The sequence below is a fragment of the Achromobacter sp. T5-5 genome, from assembly GCF_055397965.1.
Genome location: NZ_AP027919.1, coordinates 6032245 through 6052686 on the forward strand (window position 1 = coordinate 6032245; position 20442 = coordinate 6052686).

21 protein-coding genes are annotated in these 20442 nt (G+C 64.2%); 20 read left to right on the forward strand and 1 reads right to left on the reverse strand.

Annotation, left to right across the window (positions count from 1 at the left end; translation table 11 throughout):
* Position 1: 1 nt before the first annotated feature.
* Positions 2-307, reverse strand: coding sequence for a copper-binding protein (locus ACZ50Q_RS27310; RefSeq protein WP_092579388.1), 306 nt, complete (start codon positions 305-307; stop codon positions 2-4).
* 227 nt (positions 308-534) lie between these two features.
* On the opposite strand from ACZ50Q_RS27310, the gene ACZ50Q_RS27315 reads away from it, so the two are divergent.
* The 20 genes from ACZ50Q_RS27315 (at position 535) to ACZ50Q_RS27410 (ending at position 20420) form a co-directional block, all read left to right on the forward strand.
* Positions 535-1095: a cob(I)yrinic acid a,c-diamide adenosyltransferase gene (locus tag ACZ50Q_RS27315; RefSeq protein WP_092579390.1), complete on the forward strand. Its 561-nt coding sequence runs from the start codon at positions 535-537 to the stop codon at positions 1093-1095.
* 168 nt (positions 1096-1263) lie between these two features.
* Positions 1264-2325 (forward strand): dTDP-glucose 4,6-dehydratase, encoded by a 1062-nt coding sequence (rfbB, locus tag ACZ50Q_RS27320; RefSeq protein WP_076518425.1) that lies wholly within the window; start codon positions 1264-1266, stop codon positions 2323-2325.
* A 192-nt stretch (positions 2326-2517) separates the two neighbouring features.
* Positions 2518-3441 carry a glycosyltransferase family 2 protein gene (locus tag ACZ50Q_RS27325; RefSeq protein ID WP_464080072.1) on the forward strand — a complete coding sequence of 308 codons (924 nt, stop codon included), beginning with the start codon at positions 2518-2520 and terminating at the stop codon, positions 3439-3441.
* Between the two features lie 5 nt (positions 3442-3446).
* Positions 3447-4343, forward strand: a complete 897-nt coding sequence (gene rfbD / locus ACZ50Q_RS27330; protein ID WP_464080073.1) for a dTDP-4-dehydrorhamnose reductase — start codon at positions 3447-3449, stop codon at positions 4341-4343.
* Positions 4340-5221, forward strand: a complete 882-nt coding sequence (gene rfbA / locus ACZ50Q_RS27335) for a glucose-1-phosphate thymidylyltransferase RfbA (RefSeq protein WP_076518422.1) — start codon at positions 4340-4342, stop codon at positions 5219-5221. Before rfbD ends, rfbA begins: the two co-directional genes overlap by 4 nt.
* Positions 5221-5766 (forward strand): dTDP-4-dehydrorhamnose 3,5-epimerase, encoded by a 546-nt coding sequence (rfbC, locus tag ACZ50Q_RS27340; protein WP_076518421.1) that lies wholly within the window; start codon positions 5221-5223, stop codon positions 5764-5766. Before rfbA ends, rfbC begins: the two co-directional genes overlap by 1 nt.
* Positions 5753-6796, forward strand: coding sequence for a glycosyltransferase family 2 protein (locus ACZ50Q_RS27345; RefSeq protein ID WP_464080074.1), 1044 nt, complete (start codon positions 5753-5755; stop codon positions 6794-6796). The genes rfbC and ACZ50Q_RS27345 overlap by 14 nt, the downstream gene beginning before the upstream one ends.
* Complete coding sequence (locus ACZ50Q_RS27350; RefSeq protein WP_464080075.1) at positions 6793-8046, forward strand: glycosyltransferase family 4 protein; 1254 nt, start codon at positions 6793-6795, stop codon at positions 8044-8046. The genes ACZ50Q_RS27345 and ACZ50Q_RS27350 overlap by 4 nt, the downstream gene beginning before the upstream one ends.
* Positions 8034-8984, forward strand: a complete 951-nt coding sequence (locus ACZ50Q_RS27355) for an NAD-dependent epimerase/dehydratase family protein (protein WP_464080076.1) — start codon at positions 8034-8036, stop codon at positions 8982-8984. Before ACZ50Q_RS27350 ends, ACZ50Q_RS27355 begins: the two co-directional genes overlap by 13 nt.
* Positions 8985-8986: 2 nt before the next feature.
* The gene (locus tag ACZ50Q_RS27360; RefSeq protein WP_464080077.1) at positions 8987-10027 is read left to right on the forward strand and encodes a rhamnan synthesis F family protein; all 1041 of its coding nucleotides are present in this window, start codon (positions 8987-8989) and stop codon (positions 10025-10027) included.
* An 81-nt stretch (positions 10028-10108) separates the two neighbouring features.
* Positions 10109-10900, forward strand: a complete 792-nt coding sequence (locus ACZ50Q_RS27365; protein ID WP_076518417.1) for an ABC transporter permease — start codon at positions 10109-10111, stop codon at positions 10898-10900.
* Positions 10901-10927: 27 nt separating this feature from the next.
* A complete protein-coding gene (locus ACZ50Q_RS27370; RefSeq protein ID WP_076518416.1) occupies positions 10928-11671 on the forward strand; it encodes an ABC transporter ATP-binding protein in 744 nt (247 codons plus the stop codon).
* Between the two features lie 49 nt (positions 11672-11720).
* Positions 11721-13547, forward strand: a complete 1827-nt coding sequence (locus ACZ50Q_RS27375; protein WP_464080078.1) for a glycosyltransferase family 61 protein — start codon at positions 11721-11723, stop codon at positions 13545-13547.
* Between the two features lie 67 nt (positions 13548-13614).
* Complete coding sequence (locus tag ACZ50Q_RS27380; RefSeq protein ID WP_076518414.1) at positions 13615-14055, forward strand: sugar 3,4-ketoisomerase; 441 nt, start codon at positions 13615-13617, stop codon at positions 14053-14055.
* Complete coding sequence (locus tag ACZ50Q_RS27385) at positions 14052-15152, forward strand: DegT/DnrJ/EryC1/StrS family aminotransferase (protein ID WP_464080079.1); 1101 nt, start codon at positions 14052-14054, stop codon at positions 15150-15152. The genes ACZ50Q_RS27380 and ACZ50Q_RS27385 overlap by 4 nt, the downstream gene beginning before the upstream one ends.
* 11 nt (positions 15153-15163) lie before the next feature.
* Positions 15164-16117 carry a glycosyltransferase family 2 protein gene (locus tag ACZ50Q_RS27390; protein ID WP_464080080.1) on the forward strand — a complete coding sequence of 318 codons (954 nt, stop codon included), beginning with the start codon at positions 15164-15166 and terminating at the stop codon, positions 16115-16117.
* A gap of 100 nt (positions 16118-16217) precedes the next feature.
* On the forward strand, positions 16218-18395 hold the full coding sequence (locus ACZ50Q_RS27395) for a hypothetical protein (RefSeq protein ID WP_464080081.1): 2178 nt from the start codon (positions 16218-16220) through the stop codon (positions 18393-18395).
* A 33-nt stretch (positions 18396-18428) separates the two neighbouring features.
* Positions 18429-19181 carry a class I SAM-dependent methyltransferase gene (locus tag ACZ50Q_RS27400; protein WP_464080082.1) on the forward strand — a complete coding sequence of 251 codons (753 nt, stop codon included), beginning with the start codon at positions 18429-18431 and terminating at the stop codon, positions 19179-19181.
* A gap of 4 nt (positions 19182-19185) precedes the next feature.
* Positions 19186-19785, forward strand: coding sequence for an HAD-IB family phosphatase (locus tag ACZ50Q_RS27405; protein ID WP_464080083.1), 600 nt, complete (start codon positions 19186-19188; stop codon positions 19783-19785).
* Entirely contained in the window at positions 19761-20420 is a 660-nt protein-coding gene (locus tag ACZ50Q_RS27410; protein ID WP_464080084.1) for an NTP transferase domain-containing protein, read from the forward strand. The genes ACZ50Q_RS27405 and ACZ50Q_RS27410 overlap by 25 nt, the downstream gene beginning before the upstream one ends.
* The last annotated feature ends 22 nt before the right edge of the window (positions 20421-20442 follow it).

Here is a 20442-nt window from a genome sequence, read left to right on the forward strand (position 1 = left end):
GTCAATTCGTAATTGCCGTCACCACATACTTGCCGTCCTTGCGGGTGGCGGTGAAACGGACCTTGTCCCCCGCCTTGATATTGGCCAGCAGCGCCGGATCGGCCTGATAGACCAGCGACATGGCCGGCAGGTCCAGCGCCTTGATGGCATCGTGCTTGATCGTGACCTTGCCCGCGGCGGCATCCACGCGCCGCACCTCGCCGGTGGCGTCCGCCTGCTGCGCGAACGCCAACGGCGCCGCCAGCGTCACCACGGCCATCGCCGTGGCAATGGCCACGGGCGCTGCGTACTTGCGGTTAAAACCCATATGTAACCTCCATCTGTGGGGTAAGCCGGAATCAGGCCAGGCCCCTTCCACTTTCTACAGTGCTAGGATACTGCGCGAATGCAACAGTTCCTGGGCCAGAGCGCAACAATCCTGACGGTTGTTTGCCGACCGCGCCGCGCCGGCCGCAGGCGCTTACCACCGGACGCAAGCCTCCTGGCTCCAGGTTCCTGGCTCTTACTTCTTTGACTCACCAGATCGGGACATCCATGGCCAACCGCTTATCCGTCATCGCCACCCGCACCGGCGACGACGGCACCACCGGACTCGGGGACGGATCGCGCCTGCCCAAGGACGCGCCGCGCATCGCCGCGCTAGGCGATGTGGACGAACTGAACAGCGTCATCGGCCTGCTGCTGACCGAGACCCTGCCCGGCGACGTGGCGGCGGACCTGCTCGCCATCCAGCACGACCTGTTCGACATGGGCGCGGAGCTGTGCATTCCCGGCCATGCCGCCATCACGGACGAGCAGGTCGCCCGCCTGGATGCGCGCCTGGCGCACTACAACGCCGCGCTGCCGCCCCTGCGCGAATTCATCCTGCCCGGCGGCTCGCGCCCCGCGGCGGTGGCGCACATGGCGCGCACGGTGGCCCGGCGCGCCGAGCGCGCGGTGGTGGCCCTGGCGCGCGAAGAGGCCGTGCGTGCGCCCGTGCGCCAGTACCTGAACCGGCTGTCGGACCTGATGTTCGTGCTGGCGCGCCATCTGAACAAGACGCTCGATATCGGGGACACGTTCTGGACCAGCCCGAACGCCCGTAAGGCCACGTAACCCCTGAGAGGAATTGCAAGCCGGGGGGCCGCAAGCAGGTCGGGATTCAAAATATTGCTACCGACACTCTGTTTCATTTATAAGCTCGCCGAGGCCCAGTTCCGGCATAATTGCGGGTTAACGAGCGGGTTTGCGCAACGCGCTCACGGCTCAAGGATCCAATAAAGAATGAGTATTATTGTCACCGGCGGCGCCGGCTTCATCGGTTCGAATTTTGTCCTGGACTGGTTCGGCGAAAGCAGCGAGCCCGTCATCACGCTCGACAAGCTCACCTACGCGGGCAACCCCGAAAACCTGGCATCCCTGGCCGGCAATCCCAATCACCAATTGGTGGTGGGCGACATCGGCGACACCAAGCTCGTCGCCGAGCTGCTCGCCAAGCACAAACCGCGCGCCGTGCTGAACTTCGCCGCCGAATCGCACGTGGACCGCTCCATCCACGGCCCCGGCGAATTCATCCAGACCAACATCGTCGGCACCTTCCACCTGCTGGAAGCCGTGCGCGCCTACTGGTCCGAATTGCCCGCGCAGGAAAAGCAGGACTTCCGCTTCCTGCACGTCTCGACCGACGAAGTCTACGGTTCGCTCGCCAAGGACGACCCGGCCTTCCGCGAAACGAACCCCTACGAGCCCAACAGCCCCTATTCCGCCAGCAAGGCCGCCAGCGACCACCTGGTCCGCGCGTACCACCACACGTACGGCCTGCCGGTGCTCACGACCAACTGCTCGAACAACTACGGGCCGTACCACTTCCCCGAAAAGCTCATCCCGCTGGTCATCCACAATGCCCTGGCCGGCAAGCCGCTGCCCATCTACGGCGACGGCCAGCAGATCCGCGATTGGCTCTACGTGAAGGACCATTGCAGCGCCATCCGCCGCGTGCTGGACAAGGGCGTGCTGGGCGAAACCTACAACGTGGGCGGCTGGAACGAAAAGGCCAACCTGGACGTCGTGAATACGCTGTGCGAGCTGCTCGACGAGCTCAGCCCGCGCGCTGACGGCCAGTCCTACAAGCAGCAGATCACCTTCGTGAAGGACCGCCCCGGCCACGACCGCCGCTACGCGATCGACGCCGGCAAACTGGAACGCGAACTGGGCTGGCGCCCGGCCGAAACCTTTGAAAGCGGCATCCGCAAGACGGTCCAGTGGTATCTGGACAATGCCGCCTGGGTCGCCAACGTGACCAGCGGTTCGTACCGCAACTGGGTCGATACCCAATATTCCTCGTGATATAAGCCGGGCCGGGTTGCAGCGTTGATAAGGAAAAGCGCGCTGCCGCGCTTGACTTATCAACGCTGCAACCCGAATCCGGTTTCGGAGCCTGCCCGCAACGCATCGGATTTCAGGCAGTTCCATCCCTGAAATCATCACGCCGCCCCAGCCTCGCAAAGGCTTGCAATCATTATCAGTACAGGTGGCCCAGTGAGCCAGAAAGTCGCCATTCTCTTGTGCACTTATGAGGGCCAGCAATATCTGCCTGAACAGCTGGATTCCTTCGAAGCGCAAACCTACAACGATTGGATCGTGTGCGCATCGGACGACGGGTCCAAGGACGACACGCGCGCCATTCTTGCGCGCTACGCGGACAAGTGGGCGCCCGGCCAGCTCAAGGTGGTGGAAGGCCCCCGCAAGGGATTCGTCGCGAACTTTCTTTCGCTGACCTGCAATCCGCAGGTCCAGGCCGACCTGTACGCCTATTCCGACCAGGACGACATCTGGCATCCTGAAAAACTGGAACGCGCCGTCCAATGGCATGCCGGCGTGGCGCCGGGGACCCCGGCCCTGTACTGTACGCGCACCGAACTGGTGGACGGCGCCGGCGCGCCCATCGGCTATTCGCCGCTCTTCACGCGCCCGCCGTCCTTCGCCAACGCCTTGACGCAGAACGTGGGCGGGGGCAACACCATGGTGTTCAACGACGCCGCGCGCCAGTTGCTGCTCAATGCGGGCCCGCAGCCCAAAGCGGTCGCGCACGATTGGTGGGTATATTTGCTGATCAGCGGCTGCGGCGGCCAGATCCATTATGATCCGCGCCCTTCGCTGCTGTATCGCCAGCATGGCGGCAACCTGATCGGGGCCAACGCCAGCATGAGCGCGCGCGTGGAGCGGATCCGCATGCTGCTGCAGGGCCATTTGCGGGACTGGAATGACCGTAACATACAGATGCTTTCCCCGCTGCAGGCGCAGTTGACAGAAAAGAACCGTGAGACGTTCAATCGCTTTGCGTCAGCCCGGAAAAAAGGCCTGTTCGGCCGCGTCTTCGGCGTTGCCACGTCGGGAATCTATCGCCAGACCATGCTGGGCAACCTAGGCCTGCTCGCCGCAGCCGTCTTCAACAAAATATAGCCATCATGCGGATAGTTCTATTAGGCAAGAATGGACAGGTAGGCCACGAGCTGCAGCGCGCATTGCTGCCGCTGGGCGAAGTGCTGGCGTTCGGCCGCGACGAATGCGACCTGGCCAGCCCCGCCAGCCTGGAAACCGTGCTGCGCGACGCCGCGCCGCAGGTCATCGTCAACGCCGCGGCCTACACCGCCGTCGACAAGGCCGAAAGCGACCAGGACACCGCCCGCCTGGTCAATGCCGACGCGGTCGGCGTGCTGGCCGATTATTGCGCCAGCACCGGCGCACTGCTGGTGCATTATTCGACCGATTATGTGTTCGATGGAGAAAAATCGAACGCCTATATCGAAAGCGACGCGCCCAATCCCCAAAGCGTTTATGGCGCCACCAAGCTCGCCGGCGAATCCGCGATTATCAAGTCCGGCTGCCCGGCCCTGGTTTTCCGGACGAGCTGGGTGTATTCCACCCATGGCGGCAATTTCCTGAAAACCATGCTGCGCCTGGCGCGCGAGCGCGACACCCTGAACGTCGTGGCTGACCAGCACGGCACGCCGACCGGCGCCGAACTCATCGCCGACGTGACGCTGCTGGCCATCGCCGCGCACCGCAAGGGCGATCTGCCCAGCGGCATCTACCACCTGACCGCCAGCGGCTCCACGTCGTGGCATGCCTTCGCGCGTCACATCATCGGCCGCGCCCTGCACAATGGCGCGCAACTCAAGCTGACGGCCGATGACGTCCACGCCATCGGCACGGCGGACTACCCGACGGCGGCCCGGCGGCCCCGAAATTCCACGCTCGACGCGACGGCGCTGTCGCAGGCGCTTGGCCTGCAACTGCCGGACTGGCGCGTCCACGCCGACCGCGTGATTGATCAATTGACGAAACTGGAAACGCTTAAATGAAACGCAAAGGCATCATCCTGGCCGGGGGTTCCGGCACCCGCCTGCACCCCGCCACGCTCGCCATCAGCAAGCAGCTCTTGCCGGTTTTCGACAAGCCGATGATCTATTACCCGCTCAGCACGCTGATGCTGGCGGGCATCCAGGACATCCTGATCATTTCCACGCCGCAGGACACCCCGCGCTTCCAGCAGTTGCTGGGCGACGGCGCGCAATGGGGCCTGAATCTGCAGTACGCCGTCCAGCCCTCGCCGGACGGCCTGGCGCAGGCCTTCATCATCGGCGAACAGTTCATCGGCAACGACGTGTCGGCGCTGGTGCTGGGCGACAACATCTACTACGGCCACGACTTCCACCAGTTGCTGGACAACGCCAACGCGCGCACCGACGGCGCCAGCGTGTTCGCCTACCACGTGCATGATCCGGAACGCTACGGCGTCGCCGAATTCGACCAGGACGGACGCGTGCTGTCGCTCGAGGAAAAGCCCAAGGCGCCCAAGTCCAACTACGCCGTCACCGGCCTGTACTTCTACGACCGCCAGGTCGTGGACATCGCCAAGAACATCAAGCCCTCGGCCCGCGGCGAGCTCGAAATCACCGACGTGAACCGCGCCTACCTCGAACAGGGCAAGCTGTCCGTTGAAATCATGGGCCGCGGCTACGCCTGGCTGGACACCGGCACGCACGAATCGCTGCTGGAAGCCAGCCAGTTCATCGCCACGCTGGAAAACCGCCAGGGCCTGAAAGTGGCCTGCCCCGAGGAGATCGCGTTCCGCCGGAAATGGATCTCCGCCGAACAACTTGAAGCATTGGCCGTGCCGCTGTCCAAGAACGGCTACGGCAAGTATCTGCAGCGACTGCTGGTCGAGAAGGTCTATTGATGAAAGCCACCCCACTTGCCATCCCCGACGTCGTACTCATCGAACCCAAGGTGTTCGGGGATGCGCGTGGCTTTTTCTACGAAAGCTACAACCAGAAAGCCTTCGAGGACGCCATTGGCATGGGGCTCGATTTCGTACAGGACAATCACTCGCGCTCCGTGAAGGGCGTCCTGCGCGGCCTGCACTACCAGATCGAACAGGCGCAGGGCAAGCTCGTGCGCGTCGTCCAGGGCAGCGTGTTCGACGTGGCGGTGGATATCCGCAAATCGTCGCCCACCTTCGGCCAATGGGTCGGCGCCATCCTCTCCGAGGACAACAAGCACCAGCTCTGGGTGCCGGCGGGCTTTGCCCACGGCTTCCTGGTCCTGAGCGACACCGCCGAGTTCCTCTACAAGACGACCGACTACTACGCGCCCGAGCATGAGCGCTGCATCGCCTGGAACGATCCCACGCTCAAGATCGACTGGCCCCTGGACGGCGAGCCCACGCTGTCGGCCAAGGACAGCCAGGGCCAATCCCTGACGGAGGCGCATGTCTACGCCTGAGCAGAGCGCTGCGCCCTCCGCGGCCACCGGCGCCCTGAAGGCCTCGGTGGTGATCCCGACCAAGAACCCCGGCCCGATCTTCAGGCAGGTGCTCACGGCCGTCTGCAGCCAGGACACCCCGTTCGACTACGACGTCCTGGTCGTGGACTCCGGATCGACGGATGGCAGCGTGGAATTCGTGCGCGACTTCGCGGATCCGCGCGTGCGGCTGCTGCAGATCCCGCCCACCGAGTTCGGCCACGGCAAGACGCGCAACCTCGCCGTGGCAAGCACCACGGGCGAATATGCGGCGGTCATCACGCACGACGCGCTGCCCGCCGACGCCCACTGGCTGCGCGCGATGGTTCAGACCGCCGACGCCGATCCGCGGATCGCGGGCGTGTTCGGACGGCACATCGCGTATCCCAGTGCCAGCCCCTACACCCAGCGGGACCTGGTGGGCCACTTCAACAACTTCTCGGCCGAGCCCGTCGTCGCGCTGGACGACCGGGAGCGCTACGACCGCGACGAAACCTACCGGCAGCGCCTGCATTTCTTCTCCGACAACAACGCGCTGCTGCGCCGTTCGGTGTGGGAAGCGCATCCGTACCCGGACGTGGATTTTGCCGAGGACCAGATCTGGGCCAAGCAGATCATCGAGGCCGGCTGGAAAAAGGCCTATTGCGCGGACGGCGTCGTCTACCACTCGCACGATTACGCGCTGTTCGAGAAGCTGCAACGCAGCTTCGATGAGTCCTACGCCCTGCACCGCCTGTTCGGCTACGTGCTGTCGCCCGGCATCCTGCACATGCTCAAGAGCTGCATCGGCCATACGGTCAATGACCTGCGCTATGCGAAGCACACGGGCATGCTGCGCACGCACCGCAGGACCGTGGCCAGGATGCCGTTCGACAACCTGGCCCGCGCGCTCGGCCATTACCTCGGTTCGCGCGCGGACCGACTGCCCGTCCGGTTGCGGAACTGGCTGTCCCGCGACCGCCGTCTATTGCTCGGCCTGCCCATGGCCGGAGGGGGAGCCAAGCAGCGATGAAACTGTCGAAAATCCCAAAGCTGGTCAGGAGCGCGAACCGATACCGGGCCCAGCATGGCCTGGTGGCGACGTGCCGGTACGCCATGCAGCGGGCGCGCCGCCGCGCGCTCGGCCAAAGCGACATCTTCAGCCAGTTCTCGTTCGTGCTGGAAAAGCCGGTCGGCCAGCCCTATCGGGACGGCGACGCGGCGGCCAACACCGTCAACTGGTTCATCCCGGCGGTGGGCCGCGGCTCGGGCGGACACCTGAACATCTTCCGTTTCGTCCGCTATCTGGAAGAGCAGGGGTTCGACTGCAGGATCGTCATCACCAATGCGCCCGGACAGGATCCCGCCATGGTCGAGCGCGAGATCGCCGCGTGGTTCTTCCCGCTGAAGGCGCGCGTCTACATCGGCGCCGACAAGGCCCCGCCCGCGCACATCACTTTCGCGACCGCCTGGCACACCGCCTACGACGTCCGCAATTTCCAGTCCACGCGGCACAAGTGCTACTTCGTGCAGGACTTCGAGCCCTGGTTCTTCCCTTCGGGCTCGTCCAGCACGTTCGCCGAAGAAACTTACCGCTTTGGCTTCACGGGCGTCACCGCCGGCACCTGGCTGGCCTCGGTGCTCAACCGCGACTACGGCATGACGACCCACGCGATCGGGTTCTCCTACGACCGCGATCTCTACAAGCCGCTGCCGCGCCGTAATCCTGAGCTCAAGCGCGTGTTTTTCTACGCGCGGCCCAATACGCCGCGGCGCTCCTTCGAACTGGGCATCATGGTGCTGGCCGAAGTGGTGCGCGAACTGCCGGGCACGCAGGTTGTGCTGGCGGGCGCGGACCTCTCCGAATTCGCCATTCCCTTCGCTTACGAGAATCCCGGCATCGTCGATCTGGCCGATCTGCCCGAACTCTACTGCCAATGCGATGCGGCGCTGGTGCTGTCGTTCTCGAACCTGTCGCTGCTGCCGCTGGAGCTGATGGCCTGCGGCGTGCCGGTAGTCAGCAACCGCGCGCCGTACACGGAATGGCTGCTGACCGATGAGAATTCCCGCCTGGAAAGGCCGACCGTGCCGGCGTTGGCCGGCGCCATCTGCGATCTGCTCCGGCACCCTGAACAGGCCCAGCGCCTGAAGGTCGGCGGGTTTGCCACCTGCTCGGCAACCGACTGGGCCGTTGAAGGCCGTCGGCTGGGCGCCATTCTTTCCAGCCTGCCAGGCACGGCGCCTGCGTCTCCCACCACGAGGACAGACCGTTGCCCCACCTGAACAACATGCGGTGCGCGGTGCTCGGCGCCGGCGGCTTTCTCGGCACCAATCTCTGCCTGGCCTTGCGGCCCCGGGTCGCGTCCCTGCGCGCCTTCGGCCGCCGCCAGTCCTTTCCGTCGGCCCTGCACGGGATTGAATGGATATCGGGCGACTTCGCCGATCCCACCAGCGTGGCCGCGGCGATCTCGGGCTGCGACACCGTCTTTCACCTGGTCAACGCCACCACGCCGGCCAGCGCCAACATCGACAAGCTCGCCGACCTGCAATCGAACGTGGCGCCCACGCTGCGCCTGCTGGAAGCGTGCCGCGAGGCCGGCGTGACGCGGATCGTCTTCGTGTCCTCGGGCGGCACCATCTATGGCATGCCCCAGCAGGTGCCCACCCCGGAGACCGCCCCGACGGATCCGGTCACGGCCTACGGCATCTCCAAGCTCGCCATCGAGAAATACCTGGGCCTGTATGAATACCTGCACGGCCTGCAGTACCGCGTGCTGCGCGTGGCAAACCCCTTCGGGCCCTACCAGACGTCCCTCAAAGGCCAGGGCGTCATCGCGGCCTTCATGCATCAATGCGCCGCGCATGAACCAATCCACATCTGGGGCGATGGCCAGACCGTGCGCGACTATGTGTACGTCACCGACGTGATCGACGCGCTGCTGTGCGCCGCCGAGCACGAGGGCGCTTCGCGAGTGTTCAACATCGGCGCCGGCCAGGGCCGCAGCCTGCTCGAAATCCTGGACGCCATCAAGCAGGTGTCCGCCCTGTCGCCCGAGGTCCAGTTCTCGCCAGGCCGGTCCGTCGACATTCCCCGCAGCGTGCTGGACATCTCGCTCGCCCGCGAAGAGCTGGGCTGGCAGCCGCAGACGTCTTTCGACGAAGGCATGCGCCGCACGTGGGCGTGGACCATCGCGCAGCAACAAGAAGGAACCGCTCCCTGACCATGGCTTTCAGCAAGTATTTCTCAGCGCTACGGCGCGCCCGCCAGCTGGCGCGGGCGGAAGGCGGGCTGTTGCCGGCCGCCGCCAAGGCGCTGCGGCTGTTCCGCCAGGGCGGCGTACAGGGCATCAAACAGGCCTTGCGCCCCCCCGCCCCGGCCGCGCCGGCGCCGTCCAACCGGCCCGCGGACAACGAGGATTACGCCTTCGAAGTGCCGTTCCGCGCGCCCGCCGCGCGCGACGGACGCCGGGCGTGCGCCATCATCCATGCGTTTTACCCGGAGCTGTGCGCGGAAATGCGCGGCTACCTTGAAAACGTTCCCGGACAGCTCGACCTGTACATCTCGACGACCTCCGACGAAAAACGCCAGGCCATCGAAGCCGCTTTCGCGGGCTATGACAAAGGCTCCGTCGAAGTCCGCGTGTTCGAGAACCGCGGCCGCGACATCGCGCCCAAGCTGTACGGGTTTGCGGATGTCTACGACCGGTATGACCTGGCCCTCAGCCTGCACACCAAAAAATCGCCGCACGGCGGCACGCCGCTCGCCGATTGGCGCCACTACCTGTACGAGCACCTGCTGGGCTCGCCGCAGATCGTGGCCTCCATTTTCGAACTGCTCAAGCACGACCGCGTGGGCATGGTGTTTCCGCAGCACCTCTTTTATCTGCGCCCGATCATGGGCTGGGGCGCGAACTACGCCTCCAGCCGCGCGCTTCTCACCAAGATGGGCGTGGAGATCCACGAAGGCATTTTCCTGGAATTTCCCACCGGCTCGATGTTCTGGTGCCGCACCGATGCGCTGCGCGGCCTGCGCAACCTGGACCTGTCGTTCGCCGACTTCGACGACGAAGCGGGACAGATCGACGGCACGCTGGCGCACGCCGTGGAACGCGCTTTTCTGTATTCGGTGGAGGCCAGCGGCTACCAATGGGCCAAGGTGTCGGTGCGCGCCCTTTACCCCCTGCCTGACACGCTGATCCCGGTGAACACCCCCGCCGACATCCCGTCGGGCATGGCGCGCGTGTACAGGCCGCTCTTGTCCTGAACCGCGGCGCCCGGCCGCGCGCCGTGTTTCGCCCAACCCCCTTGACCTGCTCCCGCGTTACTCACCGTTCCTGATCCCATTATGTTTATCACCCACGCAATCGCAGACATCGCCACTGCCCTCAAGCGTTACCCGCTGGTCGGAACGCTGGGCTGGCAGGACGTGCGCCAACGCTACCGGCGCTCGGCCCTGGGTCCTTTCTGGCTCACGATCAGCATGGGCGTGATGATCGGCACCATCGGCATCGTGTTCGGCCAGATCTTCAAGTCCCCTATCGACGAGTTCCTGCCGTTCCTGGCGATCGGCCTGATCCTGTGGGGTTTCATTTCCACCGCGATCACCGAAGGCTGCACCAGCTTCATCGCGGCGGACGCCGTCATCAAGCAGCTTCCCATCCCGCTGGCGGTGCACGTGTTCCGCCTGCTGTGGCGCAACATGATCATCCTGGCGCACAACATCGTGATCTTCCCGCTGGTCCTGCTCGCCGTGCAAAAGCCGGTCACCTGGGACGCGTTCCTGGCCGTGCCTGGCTTTCTGCTGCTGCTGTTGAACCTGACCTGGATTTCGCTGCTGCTCGGCGTGGTCTGCGCCCGCTATCGCGACATTCCCCAGATCATCGCCAGCGCGATGCAGGTCATCTTCTACCTGACCCCGATCATGTGGCTGCCCAGCCTGCTGCCCGAGCGCGCCGGCACGTACATGCTGACGCTCAACCCCTTCTATCACCTGCTCGAGATCGTCCGCGATCCCTTGCTGGGCTATGCGCCCGAGGCCGTGAACTGGCTGGCTTCCCTGGGTTTCGCCGCCGTCGGCTGGCTGGTCACGCTGGCCCTGTATGGCCGCTATCGCCGCCGCATCGCCTACTGGCTCTAAGCATTCACTTCACAGATTCTGGCTACCATGGCATCCATCAAATTCGACCAGGTTTGCGTCGACTTTCCCATCTATAACGCCAGTGCGCGCTCGCTGAAAAAGCGCCTGTTCCAGGTCGCCACCGGCGGCCAGATCAGCGCCGACCAATCCGGCCGCGTCGTGATCCGCGCACTGGAGAACCTGACCTTCCAGCTCAACGACGGCGACCGCGTCGGGCTGCTCGGCCACAACGGCGCGGGCAAGAGCACGCTGCTGCGCGTGTTGAGCGGCGTGTATGCGCCGTCCAGCGGCACCGCCACGATCGACGGCGAGATCGGATCGCTGATCGACATCGGCTTTGGCATCGACGCCGAATCCACCGGCCGCGAGAACATCTTCCTGCGCGGCGCGCTCCTGGGCCTGAACCGCAACGAGATCAAGGACAAGGTCGAAGAGATCATCGAATTCTCGGAACTGGGCGACTTCATCGACATGCCCATTCGCACCTATTCCGCGGGCATGCATTTGCGCCTGGCGTTTTCCGTCTCCACGGTCATCCGCCCCCAGATCCTGCTGATGGACGAATGGCTGTCGGTCGGCGACGAAGGCTTCAAGGCCCGCGCCGAGCAGCGCCTGAACGAACTGGTGGCCTCCACTCGCATCCTGGTCATCGCCAGCCATTCCAAGGACCTGATCCTGCACACCTGCAACCGTGTGCTGTGGCTGGAGCATGGCCGCATCAAGATGGACGGCTCGCCCCAGGAAGTCAGCCAGGCCTATTTCGGCCATTGAACCCTGAAGCCATCACCATGACCCCTGTCCGGCCCCCTGGCGCTACCCGATGATCAAGGCACTACCCAGACTATTGAAGCGGGCGCTCGCGCGCCTGTCCCGCCGGCCGGCCGCGCAGGGGCCCGCGCTCGCGGACTTCTTCGATGCCGACTGGTACCGCACGCAACGGCCTGACCTGGCCAGCGTGGAAAACCCGATTGCCCATTACCTGTCCGAGGGCGCCGACCAGGGCCTGAACCCGCATCCGCTGTTCCACACCACCTGGTATCTGGAACACAACCCGGACGTGGCGGCCGCGGGCACGAATCCGCTACTGCATTACGTCAGCGCGGGCGCCATGGAAGGGCGCAGCCCATGCGCCTACTTCAGCGCGCCGTGGTACGTGCACAAGTACCCGATCGTCCGCGTCCAGGACGGCGGGGCGCTGCGCCATTACATGACGACGGGTTTTCGCCAGGGCTGCAACCCCAACCCCTATTTCGACACGGTCTGGTATCTGAAGACCTATCCGGAAGTCGCGGACTATCCGCGCGATCCGCTCACCCACTTCGTGCAGATCGGCGAAGCCGCGGGCTATCGCCCGGGGCCGGGATTCGACCCGAAGTGGTATCTGCTGCGCAATCCGGACGTGGCCAAATGGCCGGGTACGCCCTTCACGCATTACGTGCTTGCCGGCGCGCGCGAGGAACGCACCGCCGTGCGCGGCCCCTATGATTTCGCGGACGAGCAAGCCCTGGCGCGCCTGCTTGCCGCGCCCGTGGTCTCGCAGGAAAGCGTCGCCGGCACGCTGGAACTGCCGCTGGCCAGCGTCGAGTCGCTCGTTGCCACGCCCGAAGGCGGGCAGCGCGTGTTCCAGGCCGCCGAACGCAGCGCACAGGGCGTAACCACCCCGCTCGCGCCCTACCCGGGACTGCCCTATGTCGCCAAGGTGGAAAACGCCCTGGCGCTGGGCGGCACGCGGTACCTCGCCTCGCGCGGACACATCCGGCACGACGAAATGGCCGCGTTCCGCGACGTGAAGGACGCCGCCGTCAAATACCGCCATGCGCATCTGGATGCGGACGGCAAGGTGATGCTGGATTTCCTGCTCAAGCCCGCGAACTGGGTCGAGGCCGGCATCGACCTCATGCACGAGTACTCCAACAACTACTTCCACTTCGTCGTGGAAACGCTGCCCCGGATGATATTGGCCGAGGAAGCGCAACTGCCTGCCAGCGTGCCCTATCTGGTCGAGCGCACATTGCACAATAATATGTTGCAGTTGCTGGAACTGGCCAACACGCCGGGCCGTCCGATCCTGCCCATGGAATCGGAAACCATGTATCGGGTCGGTACGCTTTTTTACCCATCGGACGTCTCGTCGGTGGTCGACTCCTACGAAGCTGGCGAGGCGAACCGGTTGTCGGTCCTGGACGTACCCCGCATCCGTGCCGCGGTCGAACGTTGCAAGGCGCACTTTCCGGCCCAGCCGGGCGGGCGCGGGCGCAGGATCTACGTTGGTCGCAGCGGCGGTTTGCGGCAGCTCACGAACCAGCAGGAGCTGGAGGCTGCCCTGGCGGCGCGCGGATTCGAGATCATGCGCACGGAGAACCTGGACATCCCGACGCAGATCGCGATTTTCCGCGAAGCGGAAGTCATCGTCGCGCCCACGGGCGCCCAGCTCACGAACATGGTGTGGGCCGAGCCGGGCGCGCAGGTCATCGTGCTGGCGTCGGATCATCCCAGCCACCAGCTGTACCTGTGGGAACTGCTGGGCCGCGTGTCGCAGGCGCGCGTGTCCTGCGTGCTGGGCCCGCGGGCCTTTGTACGCGACGACAAGTACAGCGTGCACGACGATTATTCGATTGACGTCCAGAAAATACTGGATCAGATTTAGACCCATCCCATGGCAACGCAGCAACGCAGCAACGCAGCAATGGATGCTATAGAAAATGAGAAACGACATGAACTCCAAACCCTCGCAGTCGCTCGATGACGCCATCCAGCTCATCGATCTCACGAAGATTACGGATCCGCGCGGCAACCTGACCTTCATCGAAGGCAACAAGCACATTCCGTTCGATATCCAGCGCGTCTACTACCTGTACGACGTGCCCAGCGGGGAAATGCGCGCCGGCCATGCGCACCACAACCTGCAGCAGCTCGTCATCGGCATCTCCGGCAGTTTCGACCTGCTGCTGGACAACGGCTACGAGAAGCGCACGATTACGTGCAATCGTCCGTTCCAGGGCGTGCTCATGAAGTCGCTGGTGTGGCGTGAGCTCAATAATTTTTCGTCCGGCGCCGTCTGCCTGGTGCTGGCGTCCATGCATTACGAAGAATCCGACTACATCCGCAACTATGCGGATTTCCTGAAAGCCGTTGCCGAGAAGAACCCATCATGATCTCCTTTTTTGACATCAACGCCGGCCACGCCGAACTGGGCAACGGCCTGCAAGACGCCTTCGCGCGCGTGCTGGCAAGCGGCAGCATCATCATGGGCCCCGAGCTGCAGGCGTTTGAAGAAGAATTCGCCGCCTATTGCGGCGTCAAGCACTGCATCGGCGTCGGCAACGGCCTGGACGCCCTGGCGCTGGCGCTGCGCGCGCGCGGCATCGGTCCCGGCGACGAAGTCCTGGTCCCGTCGCAGACGTTCATCGCAAGCTGGCTGGCCGTCTCCATGACCGGCGCCACGCCGGTGCCCGTCGAGATCGACCTGGCCACCTACGGCATCGACGCCAAGCGCCTGCGCGATCACGTGACCCCGCGCACCAAGGCCATCATGCCGGTGCATCTGTACGGGTCGCCGGCCGACATGGACGCCATCAACGCCATCGCGCGCGAATTCGACCTCTTCGTGCTGGAAGACGCGGCCCAGGCGCACGGCGCCTACTACAAGGGCAAGCGCGCCGGCTCGCTCGGTCACGCGGCCGGCTTCAGCTTCTATCCCAGCAAGAACCTCGGCGCCCTGGGCGACGGCGGCGCGATCGTCACCGACGACGACCAGCTGGCCGCCGACATGCGCCGCCTGCGCAACTACGGCTCGAACAAGAAATACGTGCACGAGGTGGCGGGCGTAAACTCGCGCCTGGACGAACTGCAGGCCGCCATCCTGCGCGTCAAGCTGCCCGCGCTGGACCATGGCAATGAACGCCGCCGCGCCATCGCCGAGCGCTACACCGCCGCCCTGCAAGGCATCGCCGACCTGCACACGCCGCAATCGGTCGACGGCGCCACGCCGGTCTATCACCTGTACGTGATCCGCACGAGCAAGCGCGACGAGCTGGCCGCCCACCTGGCCGCGCAGGGCGTCACGTGCCTCATCCACTACCCGATCGCCCCGCACCAGCAAGGCGCGTACGCAGACCTGAAGATCGCCGCCGACAGCCTGCCGCTGGCCAACCAGGCCGCCGCGCAGACCCTGTCGCTGCCGATCTGGCCGCAGATGCCCTTGTCCCAGGTGGACGAAGTCATCGCGCACATCAAGCAGTTCATGCGCTGAAACGTTTCGCCATGCAAGCCCCTCTCGTCTCGGTAATCATCCCTGTCTACAACCAGGGAGAGCTTGCCGTGCAGGCGATCGACAGCGTGCTGTCGCAACGCTATCCCAACGTGCAAGCCATCGTCGTGGACGACGGCTCCACGGACGGCACCGCCGATCTGGTCGCAAGCCGCTTCGGCGAACGCGTCCTGCTCATCCGCCAGCAGAACCAGGGGCCCAGCGCCGCTTCCAATGCGGCGCTGCGCGTGGCGCAAGGCGAGATCATCGCCCTGATGGGCGGCGACGACGTGTGCACGCCGGACCGACTTGCCCACCAAGTGTCGATCCTGTCATCGGGCGAGTGGGACATCGTCTTCTCGCGTCCGGATCTGATCGACGACGACGGCCAGCCGTTGGACGACGCGGGCTACCCCGTGTTTTTCAACCCGCGCCGGCACGATTCCGTGTTCGTGAGCCTGTTCTTCGACGACAACTACTTCTGCGCGCCGTCCGCCACGATGCACCGGCGCGTCACCGACACGCTCGGCGGCTTCCACGAGGGGCTGATCCAGCTCCAGGATTACGACTACTGGCTGCGCGCCACGGGCCAGGGCTTTCGCATCGGGCTGTTCGATCACCGGGTCGTGAAGTACCGGCGCCACGTCGGCAACCTGTCCGCCGTCCGGCGCGATTTCGCGGCGCGCGCCGAGATCCCCGTGGTGCTGAAGCGGGCATTGAACCTGGCGCGGCCGGAGGTGATCCGGCCGCTGTTTCCCGGGCTGTTGAGCCCGGTGGCCGATCCCGCACAGCCGCTGTCGGATTTTGAACTGAGCGTGCTGCTGCTCGCCCACCAGCGCGAGGAGGTGAAGCTGGCGGGGATGGAGCGCGCCATTTCCTTGCTCGACCAACCCGGAGCGGGCCAGGGGCCGATCAAGGGAATCGACCTGTTTCGGTACCTATATGCCGCCGGCCAAGGCCGTGCATGACGGCCCGATGCAGCCAGCGGATGATGAACATGCTGCAAGCCGCCCGCAAACCCGCATGCGATTCATCTTGGCCAAAAATACGGGATACGGAGTGAGTTCATTGATTGACCGCATCAAATCGCTTCGAGCGCGCGCACTGGGACTGAACGTCACGAACGCGCGGCTTGACGACATCCAGAACCGGCTGGATGCCCAGGGCGCGTCCCTGCGCTCGGACATTGCGTCGCGCTCCGCGGACCTGCTGCGCCAGCAGGCCGAACTGAGCGAAGCGCTGGACGCCTTGCCACTGCCCAACCTCATGGCCGATATCGAAGTCCTGAGAGAGGTTCAGGCCCGGCTGGACGCGTCGCTGGCCGATCTGGCCGCCCAAGCGGCAATGGAAGCGCAAGCGAGGGCCGCTCAGGAGGCTGCGGCCACCTTGGCGAACCCGCCCCCGACGCAGTACCGGCCGAACCAGGCCATACGGATCGCATTCATCGTGCAGCACCCTTCCATCTGGCCGAGCTGGCGCAGCGTATGGAAGGCCGCCGGCACGGATCCTCGCTTTTCCGTCCGCGTCGTCCTCACGCCCTTCATCCACCCGTTTTCGTCGGAAGCAATCACTTACGACGAAATGAAGCAATGCCTGCTCAACGAAGGCGTTCCCTTCTGCACCGCCGATTATTTCGACCCGGCATCGTCCCAGCCCCACGTCGTCTTCCTACAGAATCCCTACGAAGACACCCGGCCAGCGCACCTGCGGATCGAACGGTTGAAGGCAGCCGGCGCCCGCGTTGCCTACATCCCGTATGGCCTGGAGCTGGGCGGTGGCGTCTGGAATATTGGCGCGCAGTTCGACACGGCGCTGCACCGCTCGGCGTGGCGTGTATTCGTTCGCTCGGAACGAGGCAGAAAGATGTTCGGCAAGTATTGCCTTGCCGGCAATAGCCACGTAGTGGTGACGGGGCATCCCAAGTTCGACAACACGGATACCCTGACGGAAACGGCGCCACGCGCGCTGGTCGACCGCATCGCCGGACGCAAGGTCATACTGTGGACGCCGCACTTCTCGGTCGGCGATCCTCCTACGTGGGCGACCTTCAAGACGTACGGCAACTTCATCCTTTCAGAAATGCAGCGGCGGACCGACCTGTTCCTGCTCATGCGCCCGCATCCGCTGTTCTTCAAGGCCATGCGTGAGCACAACGAATGGAATGCCGAACAGGAACAGGATTTCCGGCAGAAGCTCAATGCCACCGAGAATTTTGCCCTGGACGAAACCGCCGACTACCGTACGGCGTTCTCCCTCGCCGATGCACTGATGGCGGACGTCGGTTCGTTCGTGCTCGAATTCCTGCCGACTGGCAAGCCGCTTCTATACCTCCATTGCGACGGCGGCCTGGGCATGAACGACGACGGCGAGATCGTGCAATCGCTGTACGCCGCATACAACCAGACGGACATCACCGCTTTCATCGATATGGTGGCTCGCGGTGAAGACCCCCGCAAGCAAGACCGCGAAGCCGTGATGCCCGACTTCCTGTTTGGTCTGGGCCTGCAGTCGACTGCGGGCGAAAGAATCTGCGACCACATCCACGAGGCGCTGAGCGCCGAAAGCGACTGGGTGTGCCAACCGACGGGTGTGCAGGCAGGGCGTGGCCAGACGCTCCCTGCGCAAGGAGAACTCGCCGTCCAGTCTCTATTTGCGCCTGCTCATGAGTCGCGGCGGATGACTGCCCTGGAGTCGGCCCTTGCCGCGTTTCCCACCTTCAAACGCGCATTGCTCATTGGAAGCGATGACGGGGCACTCCTGTCGCGTCTCGCTGCGCACGCGGGGCACCTGACCGTCACCGCGCAAGACTACGCGTCGAGCGAAGCCATTAGAGTCGCCGCTGCCGACAGTCGCCTCGTCAACGTCCACATCCTGGCTCAGGAGTTGCGGCTCCTTGCCCCCACCGAGAAGTACGACTTGATATGCGGTGTGGACGCGACATCCCTTATTGCCGATGAGGTCGCATTCCTGTACATCATAGAAAAGCTCAGGCTGATGACGCGCCCCGGCGGCACCTTGTTGCTGACCGAAGTGCTCTCAACGCGTCATGACCCGCAGCAGAGCGCGGAGCTGGAAGGTTGTCGCAAGTTCCGATCCGTTGAAGATTTCAGGACGGTAATCCTGCGCAAGGGGTTCGTCCTGAAAAGCGAGGCCCTCATCTCGGAAGCGCAAGACAAGCATCTGGTGAACAAGCTCTTCATCTTTGAACTCGCCAACGATCATGGCGCTCAGCCTGGCCGCGCATGATTCTCGCGTCTACGCCCCTATCAGGATCCGAACATGTCACGAACATTCTCCCGGCCCGGCGATCAAAGCCCCGAAATCGACCGCAAGGCGGTCCTGGATTTTTTTGAACAGCGCGCCGCAAAGGTTGGTGAGATCGGCGCGACCCGCGCTGTCATCTACCAAGACAAGAACTTGGATCTTGCCGAACGCCGGGATGCGGCGGAGAAGGCGTTTCTCTATCCAAAGCTGGATTTGCGAGCGCAAGACCGGGTGCTCGACGCAGGCTGCGGTACGGGCCGTTGGGCCGGCCTTCTGCTGTCCAGTGGCGCCGAATACCACGGCGTCGACGTGAGCCCGGGACTGATCGACGTTGCGAAGCGCCACTTCGACACGACCCAGGGCGCGCGCTTTACGGTCTGCTCGATCGACGCAATATCACTGGACGCAATTGGCGCGTCGGACCCTTTCTCCAGGATCGTATCGTTCGGCGTCTATATCTACCTCAATGACGACGAGGTCCGGCAGGCGCTTCGGCAATTGGCCGATGTCGCCGCCGCCGACTGCCGCATCCTGTTCCGCGAGCCCGTCGGCCTGGACATGCGCCTGACGCTGAAAGAGCACTTTTCGGACGACATGGACCAGTATTACAACGCCATCTATCGCACCGAGCCGGAACTCATGGCCATGTTCGACAGCACGTTGCTCCCGGCAGGATTCCGGATGATTGAAAGCGGCGACGTGTACCAGGACTCGGCGCTCAACAACCGTGCCGACACCCGGCAGCGCTATTTCCTGTTTGAGCGTTGAAGCGATGAAAACCGCTTTCTGTTTCGACGTCGACGGGACGCTCACCACCACGGAGATCCTGCCCTGCATTGCCTCCGAACTGGGCGTGTCGGACGAGATCGCCACGCTGACGCGCGCCACCATGGACGGCCACATCGAATTCGAGCCTTCCTTTCGATTGCGCTGCCTGATCCTGGGGCAGGTCGCCCCCGACTTGGTTCGGTCCATCGTTTCCAATATCCCGCTGGACCCGGCGATCTTTTCCTTCATCAGCGCCAACCAGTCAGACTGCTTCCTGGTGACGGGCAACCTCGATATCTGGGTTCAGCCGATCGCTGAAAAGTGCGGCTGCCATCTCTACGCGTCGCAAGGCGACTATGAGAACGGCAAGCTGGCGCTGGGCAAGGTGCTGAACAAGGCGACCGCGATTACGAAGATCAGGGCCCAAGGCTATGACCGCGTCGTGGCGGTGGGAGACGGCGCCAACGACGTGCCGATGCTGGCCGCGGCGGACGTCTCCATCGCGTTTGGCGGCGTTCACCGGCCGGTTCCACCAGCCGTCTCGTCATCCGACTACATCATTCACGAAGGAGCTGCGCTATGCAGGTTGTTGAAAGCGCTGTAATCGCAGCCGCCGGCCTGGGGTCCCGCATCGGACTCGGTATGCCGAAGTGCATGATCGAGATTGATGGTGTCACGATCCTGACTCGGCTGTTGAATGCAATCCGGCCGCACGTGGCTACCATCCACCTTGTCGTGGGCTACCGCGAAGACATGGTCATCGAGTATTGCTCGATGCATCATCGCGATGTCGTGTTGGTCAGAAACCCGGATTACCGATCGACCAACACTGCTTACAGCTTCGCCAAGGGCGCCGAGCATCTGAAGGGCAAGGTCGTCTACATCGATGGCGATCTGCTGATCACCCCATCAAGCCTGGCCGGCTTTCTGGCGGCGGCGAAGTCCGAGGACATCCTGGTCGGCGTCACTGACGCAAAAAGCGAGAATGCCGTGTATGTGGAGAGTGAGCCCGAAGGAGACGCTGTCCGGATATCGGGCTTCACGCGCAAAGTGCCCGGCCAGTTCGAATGGGCGAACATCGTATCCGGCCCCAGCGACCTGCTGCACAACGCCAGCGGCTATGTATACGAGCGGCTTGAAGAGCACTTGCCCTTGAAGGGCTATGCACTCGACCTCGCCGAGGTCGACACGGCGGAAGACCTCAACGCCGCGATCAAATTTGCGCGGCAGGGCGGCTGATTGGCCCTGGCCGGGCCAATGC

Coding starts and splice junctions, on each gene's coding strand:
- rfbB (WP_076518425.1), top strand. CDS start 1,264: ATGAGTATTATTGTCACCGGCGGCGCCGGCTTCATCGGTTCGAATTTT.
- ACZ50Q_RS27380 (WP_076518414.1), top strand. CDS start 13,615: ATGAACTCCAAACCCTCGCAGTCGCTCGATGACGCCATCCAGCTCATC.
- ACZ50Q_RS27400 (WP_464080082.1), top strand. CDS start 18,429: ATGTCACGAACATTCTCCCGGCCCGGCGATCAAAGCCCCGAAATCGAC.
- ACZ50Q_RS27360 (WP_464080077.1), top strand. CDS start 8,987: ATGGCTTTCAGCAAGTATTTCTCAGCGCTACGGCGCGCCCGCCAGCTG.
- ACZ50Q_RS27375 (WP_464080078.1), top strand. CDS start 11,721: ATGATCAAGGCACTACCCAGACTATTGAAGCGGGCGCTCGCGCGCCTG.
- ACZ50Q_RS27310 (WP_092579388.1), bottom strand. CDS start 307: ATGGGTTTTAACCGCAAGTACGCAGCGCCCGTGGCCATTGCCACGGCG.
- ACZ50Q_RS27410 (WP_464080084.1), top strand. CDS start 19,761: ATGCAGGTTGTTGAAAGCGCTGTAATCGCAGCCGCCGGCCTGGGGTCC.
- ACZ50Q_RS27385 (WP_464080079.1), top strand. CDS start 14,052: ATGATCTCCTTTTTTGACATCAACGCCGGCCACGCCGAACTGGGCAAC.
- rfbD (WP_464080073.1), top strand. CDS start 3,447: ATGCGGATAGTTCTATTAGGCAAGAATGGACAGGTAGGCCACGAGCTG.
- ACZ50Q_RS27370 (WP_076518416.1), top strand. CDS start 10,928: ATGGCATCCATCAAATTCGACCAGGTTTGCGTCGACTTTCCCATCTAT.
- ACZ50Q_RS27405 (WP_464080083.1), top strand. CDS start 19,186: ATGAAAACCGCTTTCTGTTTCGACGTCGACGGGACGCTCACCACCACG.
- ACZ50Q_RS27390 (WP_464080080.1), top strand. CDS start 15,164: ATGCAAGCCCCTCTCGTCTCGGTAATCATCCCTGTCTACAACCAGGGA.
- ACZ50Q_RS27350 (WP_464080075.1), top strand. CDS start 6,793: ATGAAACTGTCGAAAATCCCAAAGCTGGTCAGGAGCGCGAACCGATAC.
- ACZ50Q_RS27365 (WP_076518417.1), top strand. CDS start 10,109: ATGTTTATCACCCACGCAATCGCAGACATCGCCACTGCCCTCAAGCGT.
- ACZ50Q_RS27315 (WP_092579390.1), top strand. CDS start 535: ATGGCCAACCGCTTATCCGTCATCGCCACCCGCACCGGCGACGACGGC.
- rfbC (WP_076518421.1), top strand. CDS start 5,221: ATGAAAGCCACCCCACTTGCCATCCCCGACGTCGTACTCATCGAACCC.
- ACZ50Q_RS27345 (WP_464080074.1), top strand. CDS start 5,753: ATGTCTACGCCTGAGCAGAGCGCTGCGCCCTCCGCGGCCACCGGCGCC.
- rfbA (WP_076518422.1), top strand. CDS start 4,340: ATGAAACGCAAAGGCATCATCCTGGCCGGGGGTTCCGGCACCCGCCTG.